This is a genomic window from Planctopirus hydrillae (genome assembly GCF_001707835.1).
GTDB lineage: Bacteria > Planctomycetota > Planctomycetia > Planctomycetales > Planctomycetaceae > Planctopirus > Planctopirus hydrillae.
In genome coordinates, this window is record NZ_LYDR01000152.1 from 465,658 (window position 1) to 481,831 (window position 16,174).

At 53.1% G+C, this 16,174-nt stretch carries 13 protein-coding genes; 9 read left to right on the forward strand and 4 right to left on the reverse strand.

The window, feature by feature from the left end; translation table 11 throughout:
- Window positions 1-695: 695 nt before the first annotated feature.
- Window positions 696-1,070, forward strand: coding sequence for a hypothetical protein (locus A6X21_RS20950; protein ID WP_068852185.1), 375 nt, complete (start codon window positions 696-698; stop codon window positions 1,068-1,070).
- Between the two features lie 37 nt (window positions 1,071-1,107).
- On the opposite strand, the gene A6X21_RS20955 is transcribed toward A6X21_RS20950, so the two are convergent.
- Window positions 1,108-3,519, reverse strand: coding sequence for a PAS domain-containing hybrid sensor histidine kinase/response regulator (locus A6X21_RS20955; RefSeq protein ID WP_068852188.1), 2,412 nt, complete (start codon window positions 3,517-3,519; stop codon window positions 1,108-1,110).
- A 308-nt stretch (window positions 3,520-3,827) separates the two neighbouring features.
- Here A6X21_RS20955 and tgt point away from each other — a divergent pair, with 308 nt between their 5' ends.
- From tgt to A6X21_RS20985, 6 genes are all read left to right on the forward strand, one after another.
- Window positions 3,828-4,946, forward strand: a complete 1,119-nt coding sequence (tgt, locus tag A6X21_RS20960; RefSeq protein WP_068852191.1) for a tRNA guanosine(34) transglycosylase Tgt — start codon at window positions 3,828-3,830, stop codon at window positions 4,944-4,946.
- A 166-nt stretch (window positions 4,947-5,112) separates the two neighbouring features.
- Entirely contained in the window at window positions 5,113-5,484 is a 372-nt protein-coding gene (gene yajC / locus A6X21_RS20965) for a preprotein translocase subunit YajC (RefSeq protein WP_013109613.1), read from the forward strand.
- A 237-nt stretch (window positions 5,485-5,721) separates the two neighbouring features.
- Complete coding sequence (locus A6X21_RS20970) at window positions 5,722-8,715, forward strand: protein translocase subunit SecDF (RefSeq protein ID WP_068852194.1); 2,994 nt, start codon at window positions 5,722-5,724, stop codon at window positions 8,713-8,715.
- A 182-nt stretch (window positions 8,716-8,897) separates the two neighbouring features.
- A complete protein-coding gene (locus tag A6X21_RS20975; protein WP_068852197.1) occupies window positions 8,898-9,185 on the forward strand; it encodes a biotin/lipoyl-containing protein in 288 nt (95 codons plus the stop codon).
- 14 nt (window positions 9,186-9,199) lie between these two features.
- Window positions 9,200-10,297, forward strand: a complete 1,098-nt coding sequence (locus A6X21_RS20980) for a DNA polymerase III subunit (RefSeq protein WP_068852200.1) — start codon at window positions 9,200-9,202, stop codon at window positions 10,295-10,297.
- Window positions 10,298-10,508: 211 nt separating this feature from the next.
- On the forward strand, window positions 10,509-11,324 hold the full coding sequence (locus tag A6X21_RS20985; protein WP_083233787.1) for an SDR family NAD(P)-dependent oxidoreductase: 816 nt from the start codon (window positions 10,509-10,511) through the stop codon (window positions 11,322-11,324).
- Between the two features lie 59 nt (window positions 11,325-11,383).
- On the opposite strand, the gene A6X21_RS20990 is transcribed toward A6X21_RS20985, so the two are convergent.
- A complete protein-coding gene (locus tag A6X21_RS20990) occupies window positions 11,384-12,421 on the reverse strand; it encodes an NAD(P)H-dependent glycerol-3-phosphate dehydrogenase (protein ID WP_068852206.1) in 1,038 nt (345 codons plus the stop codon).
- Between the two features lie 515 nt (window positions 12,422-12,936).
- On the opposite strand from A6X21_RS20990, the gene A6X21_RS20995 reads away from it, so the two are divergent.
- Window positions 12,937-13,221 (forward strand): hypothetical protein, encoded by a 285-nt coding sequence (locus tag A6X21_RS20995; RefSeq protein WP_083233788.1) that lies wholly within the window; start codon window positions 12,937-12,939, stop codon window positions 13,219-13,221.
- Between the two features lie 27 nt (window positions 13,222-13,248).
- On the opposite strand, the gene A6X21_RS21000 is transcribed toward A6X21_RS20995, so the two are convergent.
- Together A6X21_RS21000 and A6X21_RS21005 are read right to left on the reverse strand one after the other, a co-directional pair.
- Complete coding sequence (locus A6X21_RS21000) at window positions 13,249-14,514, reverse strand: tagaturonate epimerase family protein (protein WP_068852390.1); 1,266 nt, start codon at window positions 14,512-14,514, stop codon at window positions 13,249-13,251.
- Between the two features lie 137 nt (window positions 14,515-14,651).
- Entirely contained in the window at window positions 14,652-15,713 is a 1,062-nt protein-coding gene (locus A6X21_RS21005) for an Ldh family oxidoreductase (RefSeq protein WP_068852210.1), read from the reverse strand.
- A 138-nt stretch (window positions 15,714-15,851) separates the two neighbouring features.
- Here A6X21_RS21005 and A6X21_RS24885 point away from each other — a divergent pair.
- On the forward strand, window positions 15,852-16,174 hold a 323-nt coding region (locus tag A6X21_RS24885; protein WP_165603890.1), incomplete at its 3' end, for a hypothetical protein.

A 16,174-nucleotide genomic window follows, 5' to 3' on the forward strand; every position in this document is an offset into this window, starting at 1 on the left:
CCGCTGGAATGAGATGGTTTTTCAAAGCATAGCTCGAAGAACATAAGTGCATGTCTAAAAATCGAAAAGGGGTAAAAATCGGAAAGGGGTGTTTGTTTCTCCATGATTCGACGCCGGGGAGTTGGTGCTTTTGCATGGTCAGTGCGGAAAACTTGCAAAAACCTGATTATGCACAAGCGAGCGTCCATTAAATGTCTGGTGTTCAGGTTCTTGAATAGAAATTGACCTTGCTGGAAACTGGCTGGGAGTGCTATGAGACCAGTTTGAATGGATGTATCACTGCGATTTTGAACTTCCCGTCACCGATCGAATGCGAGTCTCCCCGCAGTATGGGGGAAGACTCAGGGCCTCCATACCCATTTTGAACAGGCGCCAGACTGGTGCTGGCTACTCACCGGGTTTCCTACAGGCAGCAAAAACGTGAAACATTTGAGATGTTTAGCTGTTTTAACGATATGTGTGATCGCTGCTGCGGGTTGCAAGATGGGCTCCGTTGGTCAGGCACTTTCTGGGGTGCCATCGCAATCTGAGCCTCCTGTCAAATCGTTTGATCAGCCCGCGGTTGAGAAGTCGAGCCCGGCAAAAGATCGTGTCGCCCGAGCTTTGGAAGAGGATTCGCCAGGCAATGACTTTGGGTTTGAATAATCGCCGGGAAATGATGTGAGTTTGAGTTTTGATTGCAGATTTTGAACCGCATGCAGTTGGGGTTGAGTTTAGAGAGAGAACTGGCCATGGGGCGGAGGATTCACACCAGGTTTGTGGCCGGCTTGGGGCTGATTCTCGTGCTCTGGAGTGGTAACACGGGCTGTATTACTCAGCGAAAAAGTTTTTCTTTGGATAGCAACTCGCGAGTTCCGTTTTTTGGTCTTGAGCTGGCACCGAATGACCGCTCGACTCAAAACGAAATCCGCTCGATTACTCACTCCCAGGCAGCAACTCGAAGCTGGAACGATCCGTTTGGCAAAGAGTCGAAGAAACGTCTGTCGGCTCCGAGGATTCCATTTCCTCGCACTGATAAAGAGTCGTCTGTTCCTGTGGATCTGGAGAAAGATGTCTCTGATCAGTTCTAGGTGATTGACGGTTGATTGGGGCGATGATGTTCGTTGATCAACTGTCGGAGTGCACCAGTTCCAGATTGCTGCTCGCCGATAACTCGCTTTGATGGGTCGCCACCTGTTCGAGAATCAACTGGATAAGACGCACTTTGTTGATCGGTTTGGTCGTGTAGTCGCTGCAACCGGCTGCGAGGCACTTTTCGCGATCACTGCTCATGGCGTGAGCTGTAAGAGCCACAATGGGTGCCCGATAGCCTGCGGCGCGTAGTTTTGCGGATGCCTGATAACCATCGAGAACAGGCATTTGCATATCCATGAGGATCACATCAAAACTACTGGCTGATTTTTGAGCATCCATGGCCTGTTGAAATGCCAGCTCTCCATTCTCGACCACGATGACTTCTGCACCCGCTTTTCTCAGAATCAGAGAGATGAGTTTCTGGTTATCCGGGCCATCTTCCGCCAGCAGAATTCGAAGATTCTGGAGAGGAGCGGTGGTGGTAATGGATTGTGGAGCCGGGCTCTCGGATGGTGTTGAAGTGGCAGATGGTGACTCCACAGCGGACTGCTGGAGGTCGTGGAACTGTGGAGTACTGAATTGAGGTTTGATGGCATCAATATGCAGCGAGAAGATCGAGCCGACACCGACTTGTGAGGTGACTTCAATATCGCCATGCATCATGCGTGCCAGCCGACGGCTGATGGTTAACCCCAAACCAGTGCCACCATATTTTCGAGTGGTGGAGGTATCCGCCTGAGTAAAGGGTTGGAAGAGTCGTCCGATCTGCTCTTTGGTCATACCGATTCCGGTATCACAGACACTAAATCTTAGACCACCCAAAGCATCAGGATTTCCGGTGTTTGTTCCTTGCGGGTTCACATATTCGACTCGCAGTTGCACATTGCCGACATGGGTAAACTTGACAGCGTTACCGAGCAGATTCAGTAGAATCTGGCGGAGCCGGGTCGGGTCGGTCTCGACAAACTCAGGGACGTTGGAAGCGGTTTGCACAACGAGTTTAAGTCCTTTATCGCGTGCTCGAATCCGCATGAGAGCGCAGGCATCATTGGCAATGAGAATCGGTGAACATCGGACGCTTTCGATGGTCAGTTTGTCGGCTTCGATTTTCGACAGATCCAGAATGTCGTTGATGATCTCCAGGAGAAAATCAGCATTGCGGCGAATGGTCTGCAAGGAATCGGCAGCGTGAGGAGCGATGTCAGGTTGTTCGAGCAGCAGTTCGGTGTAGCCAAGAATCGCCGTCATGGGAGTACGGATTTCGTGGCTCATGTTGGCCAGGAACTCGCTTTTCGTCCGTGCTGCATCTTCGGCCTGAGTTTTGGCCTTACCAAGTTCCTCAACCACCCGTGCCAGATGAGCGCTATTCTGTTCTTCGATCTCTTTGAGTCGCTTTAAATCTTCGGCATAGCGTTTGAGAGATTCTTCGGCGTGGATGCGTTCGGTGATATCTTCGATGGTGCCGACATGCGTTGTCCCTTCATCCGAGAAGACCGGGTTGGAGCGAATCTGTACCCAGCCTGTGGAACCATCAGGAGCTTTATTTCGAAAGATCCCGGAGAAACCTTCCAGTTCATCCAGTCCTCTTTGCCAGCCGATACGAACGGCTTCGCGATCTTCATCATGCACGAATTCAAACCATTCGTGGGTCAGGCTTTCTTCGAGTGACATCCCGGCAATGGCCCGCCAGGCACTGTTCGTGTACCGGCAATTAGCTCCGGCGCCCGCTTCAAAGATACCAATCGGTACTGACTCACTCAGAGTTCTCAGGCGGACTTCACTCACGCGCAGATGTTGTAAAGCGTCTTCCAGTTGGGATCTTTCGCGTGTTCGACGATCGTCTTCCCGCTGCTGGTGGTGTAATTGACGGATGCGAACGACGTAGATGCCGGTCGAGAGAATGATCGGCGCCAAGTAACTGACAGCATCTTCCTGAAGAGAGATTCCGCACCAGAACTGGCGATAGGTCACGGTCATTGCCAGGCCAAGCAATCCACAAGCGATAAAGGATTTGCAGTTTCGGAACACTGCGACCAGAGCCAGGCAATTGACGGCCAGTTCGAGGCCACCCACTGGTGATTCGTGTTCAGTATATTCACGAAGAGAAATGGTGAGGAGCAGGGACATCAGGCCAATCGCCAGGGGGCCTGTCAGTCTGGGGATTTTCGGCTCGTATCGAACGAGTGAAATCATCAGGATGCAGATTACGAAGTGCAGGCAGTGTGCGATTGTAAAAATTTGAGTCCAATGAGGGGTGCCCTGAAGGCTCAGGACGGCCAGGCCATGCATGGCGATGGTTGAAATCGCTACCCAGCGGAGAACCTGCTTGGCGTCAGATGAAAACTGACTCTCCAGGGGAGCGGTTGGAGAAACTGTGGAGTGAACTCGCGACGTATGCTGGCGGAAAAGTTGATCAGCCTGTCCAATATCGAAGTCGAATCGCATGCTGCGGCTCACGTTATCCGTTTTCGTTCATTCTTGGGACGAGCATGGCCGTAAAGAACTGTGTTCTTTTCTAATCCCATGTTCCCTTTTGTGAACGTAGGCTACTTCCGGGCGAGAGCTGAGGTTTTTCCATGCAATCGATATGTGGCACTTTTACGAGTAGTGGAAGATAACGAATCTTCCAGATGATGCGATTGTTTCGAAGGTGATGGTGGAAGGAAATCAGGCTGCTGTTGGAGCGAAGTATGGCAAAGCCGGTTTTCGATGGGATCTAGAACTGTAATCGTCGCCTTGTGAAAGGTTTGGGGTTGTCGAAGTTTGCATTTACGCTGTTGGCGACTGATCCGACAAGTATGGCTCGTGCCGGACTTTGGGAGACTCCTCACGGGACGATCGAAACTCCAGCTTTCATGCCTGTGGGGACCGCCGGCACCGTCAAGGGATTGACTCCAGATCAACTGGCGGCGACTGGTGCCAGGAAAATTCTGGCAAACACTTATCATCTTGCGCTGCGACCCGGGCCCGAGGTCGTGGCCGATTTAGGTGGTCTGCATCGGTTTTTTGACTGGTCAGGCCCGATTCTGACAGACTCTGGCGGCTTTCAAATCTTCAGTCTGGCAAAACTCTCCAGGATGACCGAAGAAGGGGTCACTTTTCGTTCTCACCTGGATGGTTCTGCACTGAATCTGACACCTGAGAAGGCGATGTCGATCCAGGAGTTCCTGGGGGCGGATGTCATCATGTGTCTGGATGAATGTCCTCCCGCCGATGCGCCGGAAGAACACATCCTGCGGGCAGTTGATCGAACGACACGTTGGGCTGCCCGGTGCCGGGAAGCTCATCAGCGGTCTGATCAGGCCCTCTTCGGGATCGTCCAGGGGGGGACGATCGAATCGCTGCGAATTCGCTCGGCGGAAGCGCTATTGCCATTTGATTTTCCGGGATATGCCGTCGGTGGGTTGAGTGTGGGCGAGCCTCCCCCCGAAATGTACCGGACGCTGGAATTCACAACTCCGGTGCTCCCCGTTCAGAAACCGCGTTATCTCATGGGGGTTGGTCGCCCCATCGACCTGATTGAAGGGGTCTTGCGCGGGATTGACCTGTTCGATTGCGTGATGCCGACTCGAAATGGTCGAAACGGAATGGCATTTACCAGCACAGGGCCTGTGCGGCTGAAAAATGCCAGGCATCTTCGAGATACGGGCCCACTGGATGCCGAATGCCCCTGTCAGGCATGTCAGCGATTCAGCCGGGGGTACTTGAGACATTTGTTCATGTGTGGTGAGATGCTGGGCCCGATTCTCCTGACGTTACATAACCTCACATTTTATCAGAGACTGATGAAGGGGCTGCGAGAAGCGATTCTTGAAGGACGTGGACACGAGTTCCGAGCCAGTCAGCTTGCCCGGTGGGGTGAGTCTGGCTAGGATACCAGCTTCAATCTGAGGTTGGTCATGTTTCGTTGGCTCTTATCTGATAAGAGTTTGGGGAATTTGCTCAGCGGCAGGATGGACTTTTGTGAATGTGATCAGGTGGCATGTTGGACGGATTTGAGGCACTGCGAGTGGTGCTCAAGTTCGAGGGAGAGACGGAGTGAATTGGCAGTCGGGCTTGATGATTGCACAACCAGCACCACAGGCAGCACCAGCACAAGGGGGCAATCCGACCACTGAGATCTGGGGCATGTTTGTCCCCATGATTATTGTGGTGGGCCTGTTTTACTTCTTGATGGTTGTGCCTCAGCGAAAAGAGCAGGCCAAACGGGATGCTCTGATCAAGGCGCTGAAAAAGAACGATCGAGTGGTCACCATCGGCGGGATGATCGGGCATGTGGCCAACATCTCGGCGGATGGAAAAGAGATCACTCTGAAGTTTGGTGACAACGTGCGGATTCCTTTCCGCCGCAGTGCGATTCATGAAGTGTTGGGTGAGGAAGTTCCTCCGACAGATGCCAAACCTGTTTGAGGTCGTGCCTCACTCAAAATCAATGGTTCTTCTGGTCTCACAGCGATTGATCCCTCACCGTGAATTATGGAATGCCGGGCACTGCAAACCTGAGTTGCCCGAATTCTGAAGCGATTTGATTGACTTAGTGACTGCAGTTTTTGGCTTGTTCCCAACCAGTGATCAGGCTTGATCAACAATACTTATCGACCGATCTGGCAACATTGAGTTCGCCCGAAAGTGACAGGAAGACACGGAATGGAAGGTTTGTTTTCAGCTTTCACATTGCTTCAGGCATCGCCGGCTGTCGCGGAAGCTCCATCAGGTGCCCCGACGGCCAACGTCTGGTTGCTGGGCATTATTGCTTTGTGCGTACTGACGATCCCCTTCCTGCTGGGAACCCTGGTTGCGGGTGCTCTGCGGATGAAGGATATCGCTTTCCGTCTCAGCCTGGTGTTCTTCGTGACCGCTTTGTCACTGACGCCATTCATCTACAGTAGTGTGAGTGGTGAAGGGCTACTCAAAGCCATTCCACTGGGGATCGACCTCGCCGGTGGAACCAATCTGGTTTATCAGATCGATGTTGATGCCGCCAAAAAGGATGGAAAAAACCTCGATATCAATACGGTCGAACAGCTCGTCCAGGCGATTGGCAAGCGACTGAATCCTTCGGGTGCGGAAGAAATCACGATTCGTCGCGTGGGACGCGATCGCATTGAAGTCATCATCCCCGGTGCCGACAAAGACATTGTCGAACAGAAGAAGCGATTGATCACCCGGCTGGGAAGTCTGGAATTTGCCATTCTGGCTAATGCCCGTGATCATGCTTCGATCATCAGCCGGGCGAATCAGTTACCGGACGGAACAGATGATCTTCGTGACGACAAATTGCTGATTGCCAGTTGGCGCACCGTTGCTGATGGCAAAAATGTGGGCCAGAACGCGAATGATCAGACGCAATTGCGAGTGGTCAAGCGGCGGAATGACAAAGGTGAACTGGTCGATGTCCAGCAGTTTCTCGTGGTTCATGAAACCCCTGATAAGCAGGTGACGGGTAAGCTGCTGCAGGATGCTGGTTATCGTCCTGATCAGCAGGGACGCCCTGCAGTCTCCTTCCGCATGACGACGACAGGTTCGATTCGCCTGGATGCACTCACCGCCAAGTATGCTCCTGATCCCGTGGATAAGTTTGAGCGTCGTCTGGCAATTCTGCTCGATGGAAAAGTTTATTCGGCTCCGAATCTTCGAGACCGCCTGTCTGGTGGCGGCGGTGAGATTACAGGTGATTTTGATCGTAAAGAAGTTGATGAACTCGCCGGAGTCCTCAATGCAGGGGCTTTGGAAGTGCCTCTGATTCCGACGCCTGTGAGCGAGTTTACCATCAGTCCACTCCTCGGGGCGGATGTGCAGCAGAAAGGTTTGCTGGCAATTGCACTCTCGGCCGCTGCCGTCTTCATCTTCATGGCGGTTTACTACATGGTCTCTGGTTTGGTGGCCGACATGTGTCTGGTGCTGAACCTGATCATGGTGGTGGGGGCGATGGCGTTTATCGATGCCACCTTCACACTGCCTGGTTTGGCTGGTCTCGTATTGACGATTGGTATGGCGGTTGATGCCAACGTGCTGATTTACGAACGATTCCGCGAAGAAATGGCCCGCGGCGCCAGCATGCGGCTGACTATCCAGAATGGCTTTGATAAGGCACTTTCGGCCATTGTCGACGGTAACGTGACCACTCTGATTACGGCAGTCATTCTGTTCATGATTGGCACCGATGCTGTGAAGGGCTTTGCCGTTTCGCTGTTCATTGGTTTGAGTGCGTCGATGTTCGCAATTCTGGTGTTCGGTCGAATCTGCTTCGACATCATCGAACGCAAGCGACTGGTTACATCATTGTCGATGATGCCGACCATTAAGCTGAGTGGTGTCGATTTTCTGGGAATGCGGGTACCGGCAGTCCTGTTTTCGGTCGTGGTGATTGCTGCAGGGATGTTCGCTCTGGTTTCACGCGGCAAGGACAATCTCGATATCGACTTTACTGGCGGTACCATGGTGACTCTGGAATTCCAGAAGGCCCAGGAAACGGCCGTGGTCCGCGAGAAGCTGGATGCCAAGTTCCCTTCGGCAGTTTCTCTGGAAGAACTGCGGCTGAACGATGAATCTGCGACTGCGGGAACTCGCTTCCGCATCCGCACAAGTTTGATTGATCGAGAGGAAGTCCGCAAACTGATCAACGAGTCGTTTGCAGACCCTGAGACCGCACTCACGAGAGTTCAGTTGAGTTTTGGTGACATCACGCCTGTGACAGCCGATGACTCGAAGACCATTCGCATCAGGCCAGGGACGAACATCGACAAGTTTACGGGTGGGCATCGTGTTCCACTGACGTTTACAGGCCCGGTGGCTGAAGCGACAGTTGCTGAATATCTGGCGGAACAACTCAAGAAGTTCCCAGGAAAAGACTCTCAGCCCAGGTACGACTCGGCAATTGGGATGGTGCTGGTGGATGGTGTGAGTGCCGATGGTCAGCCCACGACTGGAAAATTTACAGAATTGGTCGCTCGTGTGGCTCCGGATGTCTCGAATGAAGATCTGGCTGAGGCACTGAAGGCCTTGGCAACACAACTGGCCAACGAGCCGATCTTTGATGAGTTCAACTCGTTTACGACCTCGGTTGCAGCAGAAACTCAGCAGAACGCACTGTTGGCCATCTTGTTGAGTCTGGTGGCGATTGTGGTTTACATCTGGTTCCGCTTTGAGAAGCTCTATTACGGTTTTGCTGCCGTTGCGGCACTGACACACGATGCCCTTGTTGTGCTGGGAAGTGTGGCGTTGGGCGCCTGGCTGGCACAGACACCGATCGGACCGATCCTGGGGCTGGAAGATTTCAAGATCAACATGGGCTTCATTGCGGCGATTCTGACCATTATTGGTTATTCGCTGAATGACACCATCGTGATCTTCGATCGTATCCGCGAAATTCGTGGCAAGAACCCGAACGTCACCTACGATATGATCAACCTCAGCGTGAATCAGACCATGTCACGAACGATTCTTACGGCGACGACTGTTCTGATCGTCGTGGTGATTCTGTATATCTTTGGCGGGGAAGGAATTCACACCTTCGCCTACAGCTTTATCATCGGAACCATCGCGGGGACTTACAGTACAATCTTCATTGCCAACCCTGTGCTGTACTGGCTGGTGAGTCGACAGCAGGCCAAGTCGGCTCCTGCCAAGGTCACAGCCTGATCAGGCTGCTTTGTCAATGAATATGTGTTGAAATCAAAAAATGATTGAACCGCCTCCTGCTTTCGAGCCGGGGGCGGTTTTTGTTTTCTGGGCAGTAATTTCGGGGGCATTCGACTAACATTTTCTTTGTTGAGAACTTTGGATGGATTGATCAGTCAGGCCATTTTCGATTGAGGATTCGTGTGGATTCGGAACAAGCAGTCAAGACAATTGTCGCACCGGACTGGTCAACCAGTGAGCCGATGATTCTATTTGCATGGCTGGTCGAAGTGGGAGATGTCGTTGCTGTTGGAGACCGGGTGGCTGAAATTGGCATTCAGGGAGTGAGCCGTGATTTTGAATGCCCTGCCCGTGGAGTCGTCAAACAGCGGCTGGTGACTGCGGGGAGCAGTATCTCCGCAGGAGACGTCCTTTTGAGCCTCTCCTTAAATGAAGATCTGCATGATTCCTCCCATCCCATGTCAGATTGAGGAGCTTGCTACTGATGTCGGTCTGGAGTGAAGTTCGCGGGCAGTCGATGGCAATCGAGCAGTTACGAAAAGCGGTCGAGCGGGGCCGATTGGCCCATGGATATTTATTTGTGGGGCCCCAGGGAGTCGGGAAGCGGCTGGTGGCTCAGAAGTTCGCCCAGGCCATCCTATGCAAAGAGCTTAAGCCCCATGAGCTTGAGGCGTGCGGCACTTGTACAAGCTGCCGGCCGTTTCTGGCCGGAAATCATCCCGATTTTCAGGTGGTGGAGTGTCCGGAAGGAAAGCGTGAGATTCCCATCGATCTGCTGGTGGGATCGAAGGAGAATCGTGGGCAGGAGGGGCTTTGCCATGGTCTCTCGCTGAAGCCGCTGAGTGGCAGCCGCAAGATCGCGATTATCGACGACGCTCATTTGCTCAATGATGCCGGTGCGAATGCGATTCTCAAGACATTGGAAGAACCACCCGAGCTCGCGGTTTTGATTCTGGTGGCATCGACACTGGAAACCGTGTTACCGACCATTCGCTCGCGTTGTCATCTGGTGAGGTTTCAGCGGCTGGGGTGCGAGGATATCGAAGCCCTACTGAGTGCCGAGGGATCGATTGAACCCGGGATGGTGAGAGAAGTCAGCCAGATGTGTGATGGCAGTCTTTCCATGGCGAAGGAAATGCTGGATCCAGCACTTTGGGAGTTGCGGAAAACTCTGCGAAGAACACTTTGCGAGCGGCGAATTCCTGGGCAGAAAACGGCACAGATGATCTTCAGTTACCTTGAAAGTCACTCATCGGAGACGTCGGCTCAGCGGGAATCGATTCAGCATATCTTCCGGTTTGTGATCGATGATCTCAGGCGAGTCATCCAGGTGGTCTGTGGAGCTGAGACTCGCGAACAAAACCACTCGCTCGTTCGTGATTCCCAAAATGAGATCGTTCAGATGGCAAAGTCACTCTCGCCAGATCCTGAAACGATCGAGTGCCTGGCGAAAATGTGCGACCGGGTGATGGAGGCAAGTGGCCAGGTGTTGCAGAATGTGAATCTCTCGCTCTGTCTCGAAGCCTGTTTTGACGATGTTTCGAGGATGCGTGCGAATCTGGCGAACACTGGTGCTCATTGACCCTTCGTCAAATTGCGAGATGCTGTGTCACAGCTTGTCAGGTCAAGGAGGGAAGCCATTTAAAGGCATGCTGATGTGTCGTTTCCAGGAGGAATTGTATAATTTCACGCTAGAGCTATCGTCTGATTGGTAAACATGTTATGTCTAATGAGTTCAGTCAGTAAGTTGATGAGAAAAATTACTGCATAAGTCTCTGGGCTGGAAAGACAACGTGCCGCGACTGGCAGACATGAATGATCGCTGGGGCCTGGTCACTGGTGCGTCGTCGGGCATTGGTGCTGAGTTTGCGCGTCAATTGGCTGCCCGGGGGATGCATCTGATTCTGGTGGCACGCCGCACGGAGATGATGCAGGGGCTGGCTGCGGAACTCGACCGATTGCATGGAACCAAAACCGAGATCCTCTCGGTCGATCTGACAGCGGCTGATGCCGTGCAACTGATTGCTGACAAAGTCGCTGCAGCCGGGATCGAGGTCGATTTGCTGGTGAACTGTGCTGGTTTTGGCATGGTGGGCGAAATTCTGGAGACAGACTTTGACCGTGTGCGTCAAATGTTACGTCTGAATATCGAGGCCTTAGCAGCTTTGACGTACCAGTTTCTGCCTGGGATGATTCGCCGAAATCTTGGTGCCGTTGTCAACGTGGCTTCAATTGCTGCTTTCCAGCCAGTGGCTTACATGGGAGCTTACGCTGCGAGTAAGGCGTTTGTGCTGCACTTTACCGAGGCCTTACATGCCGAGCTTTCGGATACTGGTGTGGTCGCGATGGCTGTCTGTCCGGGAGTGACGAAGACCGACTTTTTCGATGTGGCGGGTGCCACGGGCTGGCTGCAGAAACATTCGTCGCAGACACCTGAGGAAGTTGTCCGTCAGGCTCTGAAAGCGCTGGATCGTGGTCGTCAGTATGTGGTCACCGGCTGGCGGAACTATCTTTTGACGTGCCTGGTACGTATCGCAACGCGATGGCGTGTGGTGAATGAATCCAAACGGTTTTTCCGCCCCAGACGTTCGAATAAGTCCAAGGGATGAAATCTCTCTAAGAATCCCCCGGTAAAGAGTTCGCCCCCATGATCCACGGGAAGGCAGATTCAAAGTGCTGGCGTGGCTTCGACAATGGCCGCGATTTCGGCTGATTCTGAGCGTGGGGGCCGTTCGAGAAGTGCCATTGTCGCTTTTTGCGGGGTTTTCCCACAGAAAAGGACTTCGTAAACCTGTTGCATGATCGGCAGGTCGAGTCGATGTCGAAGTGCGATCTCGGCCACACTTTTCGATGTGGCGACGCCTTCGGCAACACCCTCCATGGAATGCAGAATATCGCTGATGGATTCGCCACTTCCCAAACGAAAGCCCACCTTGCGGTTTCGTCCATAAGGGCTGACACAGGTCGTGATCAAATCCCCCATGCCGGCCAGACCGGTAAATGTCATCGGATGACCACCAAAGTAGACACCAAACCTCTGCATCTCGACGAGGCCGCGGGTCATCAGGGCGGATTTGGCATTGTCTCCAAATCCCAATCCATCGCAGATCCCACAGGCAATGGCAATGACGTTCTTGAGGGCACCGGCATATTCGACGCCCAACGTGTCGGCATTCGTGTAGATGCGAAATCGTTCCGTTGAGAACATCTGCTGCACACGGCAAGCCAGTTCGAGATCCTCACTGGAAGCGACGACTGTGGCTGGTAGGCGATGGGCCAACTCTTCGGCATGACTGGGGCCACTGAGGATTGCGACAGATCGTGGCCCGAGAATCTCCGTCACAATCTGGCTGGGACGCTGGAAGGTGCCATTCTCGACTCCTTTGATCACACTGATCACAGGCACAGCTTCGGGAAGTGAGTTTCGTACCAGTTGAAGTGACTGTCTTAGAAACTGGCAGGGAATGGCCAGGACGAGGTAGTCACAGTGATTGATGGCGACGTGAATATCAGAGGTGATGAAAATGTTGTCGTTCAGTTTGCAGCCCGGCAGGAAACGTCGATTTTCTCGCGTGGATTGAATTTCCGTCGCCTGATCCTGATCCCGAACCCAGATCGAGACCTGCTGATGCGGTTGTTCTGCCAGGAGCATGGCACAGGCCGTTCCCATGGCACCGCCTCCGAGAATGGTCAATCGAGTGGTCATAGGAGAGTTCCGATCCATCGGCAAGAGCCAGCCAGGCAGGTCACAGGAAAACTTATTTCTATACAGCGATTAGACTTCCGCGTGATACACAAAATCGATCGTGGGGGAAAGTGTCTAGCTGAGAATCCCGCGATTTCTCCGTGGATTCGACGGCGATTTTTTTCTGAAACTCGCGATGAAATGTCTTCTATTTGTCCACGGCCAATGCCCACCATGAACACGGAGTCTCTGCTTCAGAATCACTGAGTGGAATATGAAAAGTGATTTTTGGAAGAGACAGCTTGCTTTCGCAATTGCATGACCTAGGTTTACAAAAAGTGTTGGTGTTTATCCCGTGATCGTATCCATACGCTCGGGTTGCGTCAGACGTCCTATGTATCACCGAGTTTGTGCCGGTGGACGGGGCGTTGATTTGGGCTTATCCTGCCAGCCATCGATCCATTGGCTGTCTAACGGATTCGAATCCTGGTCAAGATTGAGTTTCGAGTCAGAGTTTCCTCAGGGGCAGATCGAAGATGAGCACGACTTATCCCACTCCCGGTTCGGCAGGTGTTCTCCCCCATGAGGCTGGCATCAATCCCGAGACTGGAAATGTTTTTTCCGACCGACGTGCTCCGCGACCGGAAGGTCGGAGCGGCGGCCCTGAGCGTCGCCAGTTCACAACGACTCCATCACTCATGCGGCCTGAGGTTGCTGAACTGGCCGAGGCTGTTGACCGTTACAAGATGGAACATCGCCGTCGCTTCATCACGTTTGAAGAACTCTTCAACGTGATGAGCTCCTTGGGCTACCACAAGTAAGTGAAAACTGTACGAGTTGATGGTCTCTTACAAGCCAGCTTTTAATGCCGCAAGGTGCATCATGAAGTGCGTCTTCAGGATGTCGGCATACACGGCTGGATGTTCTCTCAAAGTCTGCATGAGCACCGCCCCCCAGTGAGGATGTTGCAAGGTGCTGCCAAATGTGCAATGCAGGATTTGCCGTCCCGGTGCAGTAAAGCCCTGACCAGGGAGGACAGAGCTCCAATCCTGCAGATAGAGCTGTCGAAGCTGGTCATCACTGCTCACTTCCTGCGGCGGTGGAACTGCTTCAAGTGTGGCGGAAACGTGATAAGTGGCTTTATCCGTCAGATACCGCTCGCGTGCAAAATCGATCATGCCGCGGAACTCTCCCGGTGCGACCGTTGCCACAACCCTAAGTGCCTCAAGATAGCTTGTTCCGGCGGTTTTAACATGGAACATGCCGCCGGTGTATGCCGCCAGTTGTCGGTAGACTGTCAACTTGTCAGAGCCGGAATGCAGGCTCAGCTTATAAGGGCCAACAACCTTGGCAATCGCTGCATGATCAGCCAATGATCGTTCAAAGGTGGAAATGTCACCCTTAAAATCTACCCCTTTTTCGAATTCTCCAATGAAACGCGGTGCCAGGCTCACCAGCCGGATGCCAGCATTCAGGAGTTGCTGGGCAATGATGAAATGTTCGGCTGTCGTGGTCGGCTGATCGGTTTCATCGACACTCAGTTCGATCTCACATGGTCGGCCAGCACGGTCCTGAACCTGCTGAATGTATTGCCCCAGGCGAATTGCGAGTTGAATGGCACGACCGTACTTGACCGCAGCGCGATAAAGGACGGGCTCAGTCATTTCGATTGTCGAGCCAGTTGATAATGAGATTGTTCTCCCTCTGTAGGTTTCGACCCATGGAGAGAACTCGCGAACATCGTGAAAGCGATACTTCAGCTCGTCGAACGAGTAGTTATCGGCCTTCTGATCGACCTCTGCCGATGGATCAATTGTAAAGAAAACAAAACCCGCTTCCGCAGTGACGTCGACATCAGCCTCGGTCTTCAAATGGTCAGCATCTGCACCGACAGGGCCTTCGTAATGAGCGTGTCGAACCGCCCGGAAGGCATCTTCCATGACCTGTGTGGCCGTTCGACCTGTACGTGCCATTTCCCGGATGGATTGCTGGGCAAAGATCGGCAGAATTCCCGATGAGCTCGCGTTGACAGCAGCAATATGCCCAGGCGTCGCTAAACCCGTGCGATCACCAAATCCAAAACTGGGCGAAAGACCAAGACATTGAGCACTCATCAGCAGGTCGCCTTTAAAGATCAAGTCGGTATCAACAGCGCAACGATGGTTTCATTGCTGATCTCTGTCGAATGTCCGGGGAAAATTTCATTGAGCCGAGCTATCAGGTGAGCCGAGCTATCAGGTGAGCCGAGTGATCAGGACGCAAGAGTCGGAGCAGCGACACCGAGTCGATCACCCAGTGCGACGAGAGCCTTCCAGTTCCCTTCATCGAGGGGAATGCCTTTGGCCTGGCGGCTGTTGAGGGTCGATCGTTCCGGATCTCCAGGCAGGTAGATTTCCCTGGATTCGTCAATCTTCGGAACGCTGCGCACATACTGTTCCAACTGCTGCACCTCCTGAAGCAGATGATCCGTCCCGGCAAAGAATTCGGGAGAGATGGCCATGAACCAGCCACAGTTGCCAATGGGAGCCGGTGGATTGGGATAGGCACATTGTCCACCGGACATACCACCACAGAGCATTTCGATCATGAATGCGAGACCGAAGCCTTTGTAAGCCTGGTCTCCGCCCAGAGGCAGGATGGTCCCTGGAGGATTGCCGTAAAGGTCGTTGGGATTAGTGCTGGGATTTCCTTCAGGATCGAGAATCCAGCCGGGTGGTACCGGTTCGCCTGCGATTTTCTTCACTCGGACTTTGCCTTCTGCGGTGGCACTCGTACCAATATCGAAAATGAAGGGGCCCTGAGAACCTCCCGGCACGCCAATGCAAATAGGATTTGTTCCCAGGCGAGGGCGTTTGCCTCCCACCGGTGCGACACGCTGGGCAGCACCGTGAGTGTTGGCCAGGGCCATCGAAATGAGGCCTTGAGCCGCAAACTTCTCCGCATATTCACCCAGACGACCGATATGTGAAGAACGTCGCAAAGTGCCGATGACGACAGCCGATGAGGCGGCTTTGGCAATCATTTTGTCCACGAGACGATGGGCAAGAACCAGTCCCAGGCCCCAGTTCCCGTCAGCCACAATGGAAGAGGCGGATTCGTTGATGATGTCGAGTTGACTCGTGGGAAAGATGCGGCCCTGTTCGATCTGTTCGATGTAGGAAGCGACCCGCATCACACCATGCGAATCGTGTCCTCGCAGGTTGGCCTCGACGAGACTGTTGGCCATGCAAGCGGCATCCGCCTCGGAGACTCCCGCTGCCAGAAAGAGGTTTTGTGCGTAAGAGGAGAGAGTTTCAATAGCAATCACTGGCACGACGGAACCTTTGGTAGCAGAACAAATCCACGGAAGTGACGAACGCCTTCACTGATCTGCAGGTTACATATTTGAGTTGACTGATGCCAGAGAGGACCAGTTTCAGAGATCGCCAACGCCCACGATGGATCGAAAAACTTGATGATGAAATCAGTGAGTTCGGTCACAGGTCAGAAACTTCGCCAACGCATGGAAAAACTACCCGTGTGTCTCTGTTTTCTCTTGCCGTTTGACTTGCTGATAAATCTCTTCCATTTCTTTCAACGACGTCTCAGACATTTTTTTGCCGCGAGCTTGAACGGCAGTTTCAATCGCACGGAAGCGGCGCTCGAATTTCTGGTTGCTGGAACGCAGAGCTTCTTCGGGATTGATGTGCCATCTGCGGGCGACGCGACGATTGAGCAAGTGGCCCGCGATGTACTTGGGCTAACCAAACTGAACTACAATGCTTGCAAACTGGG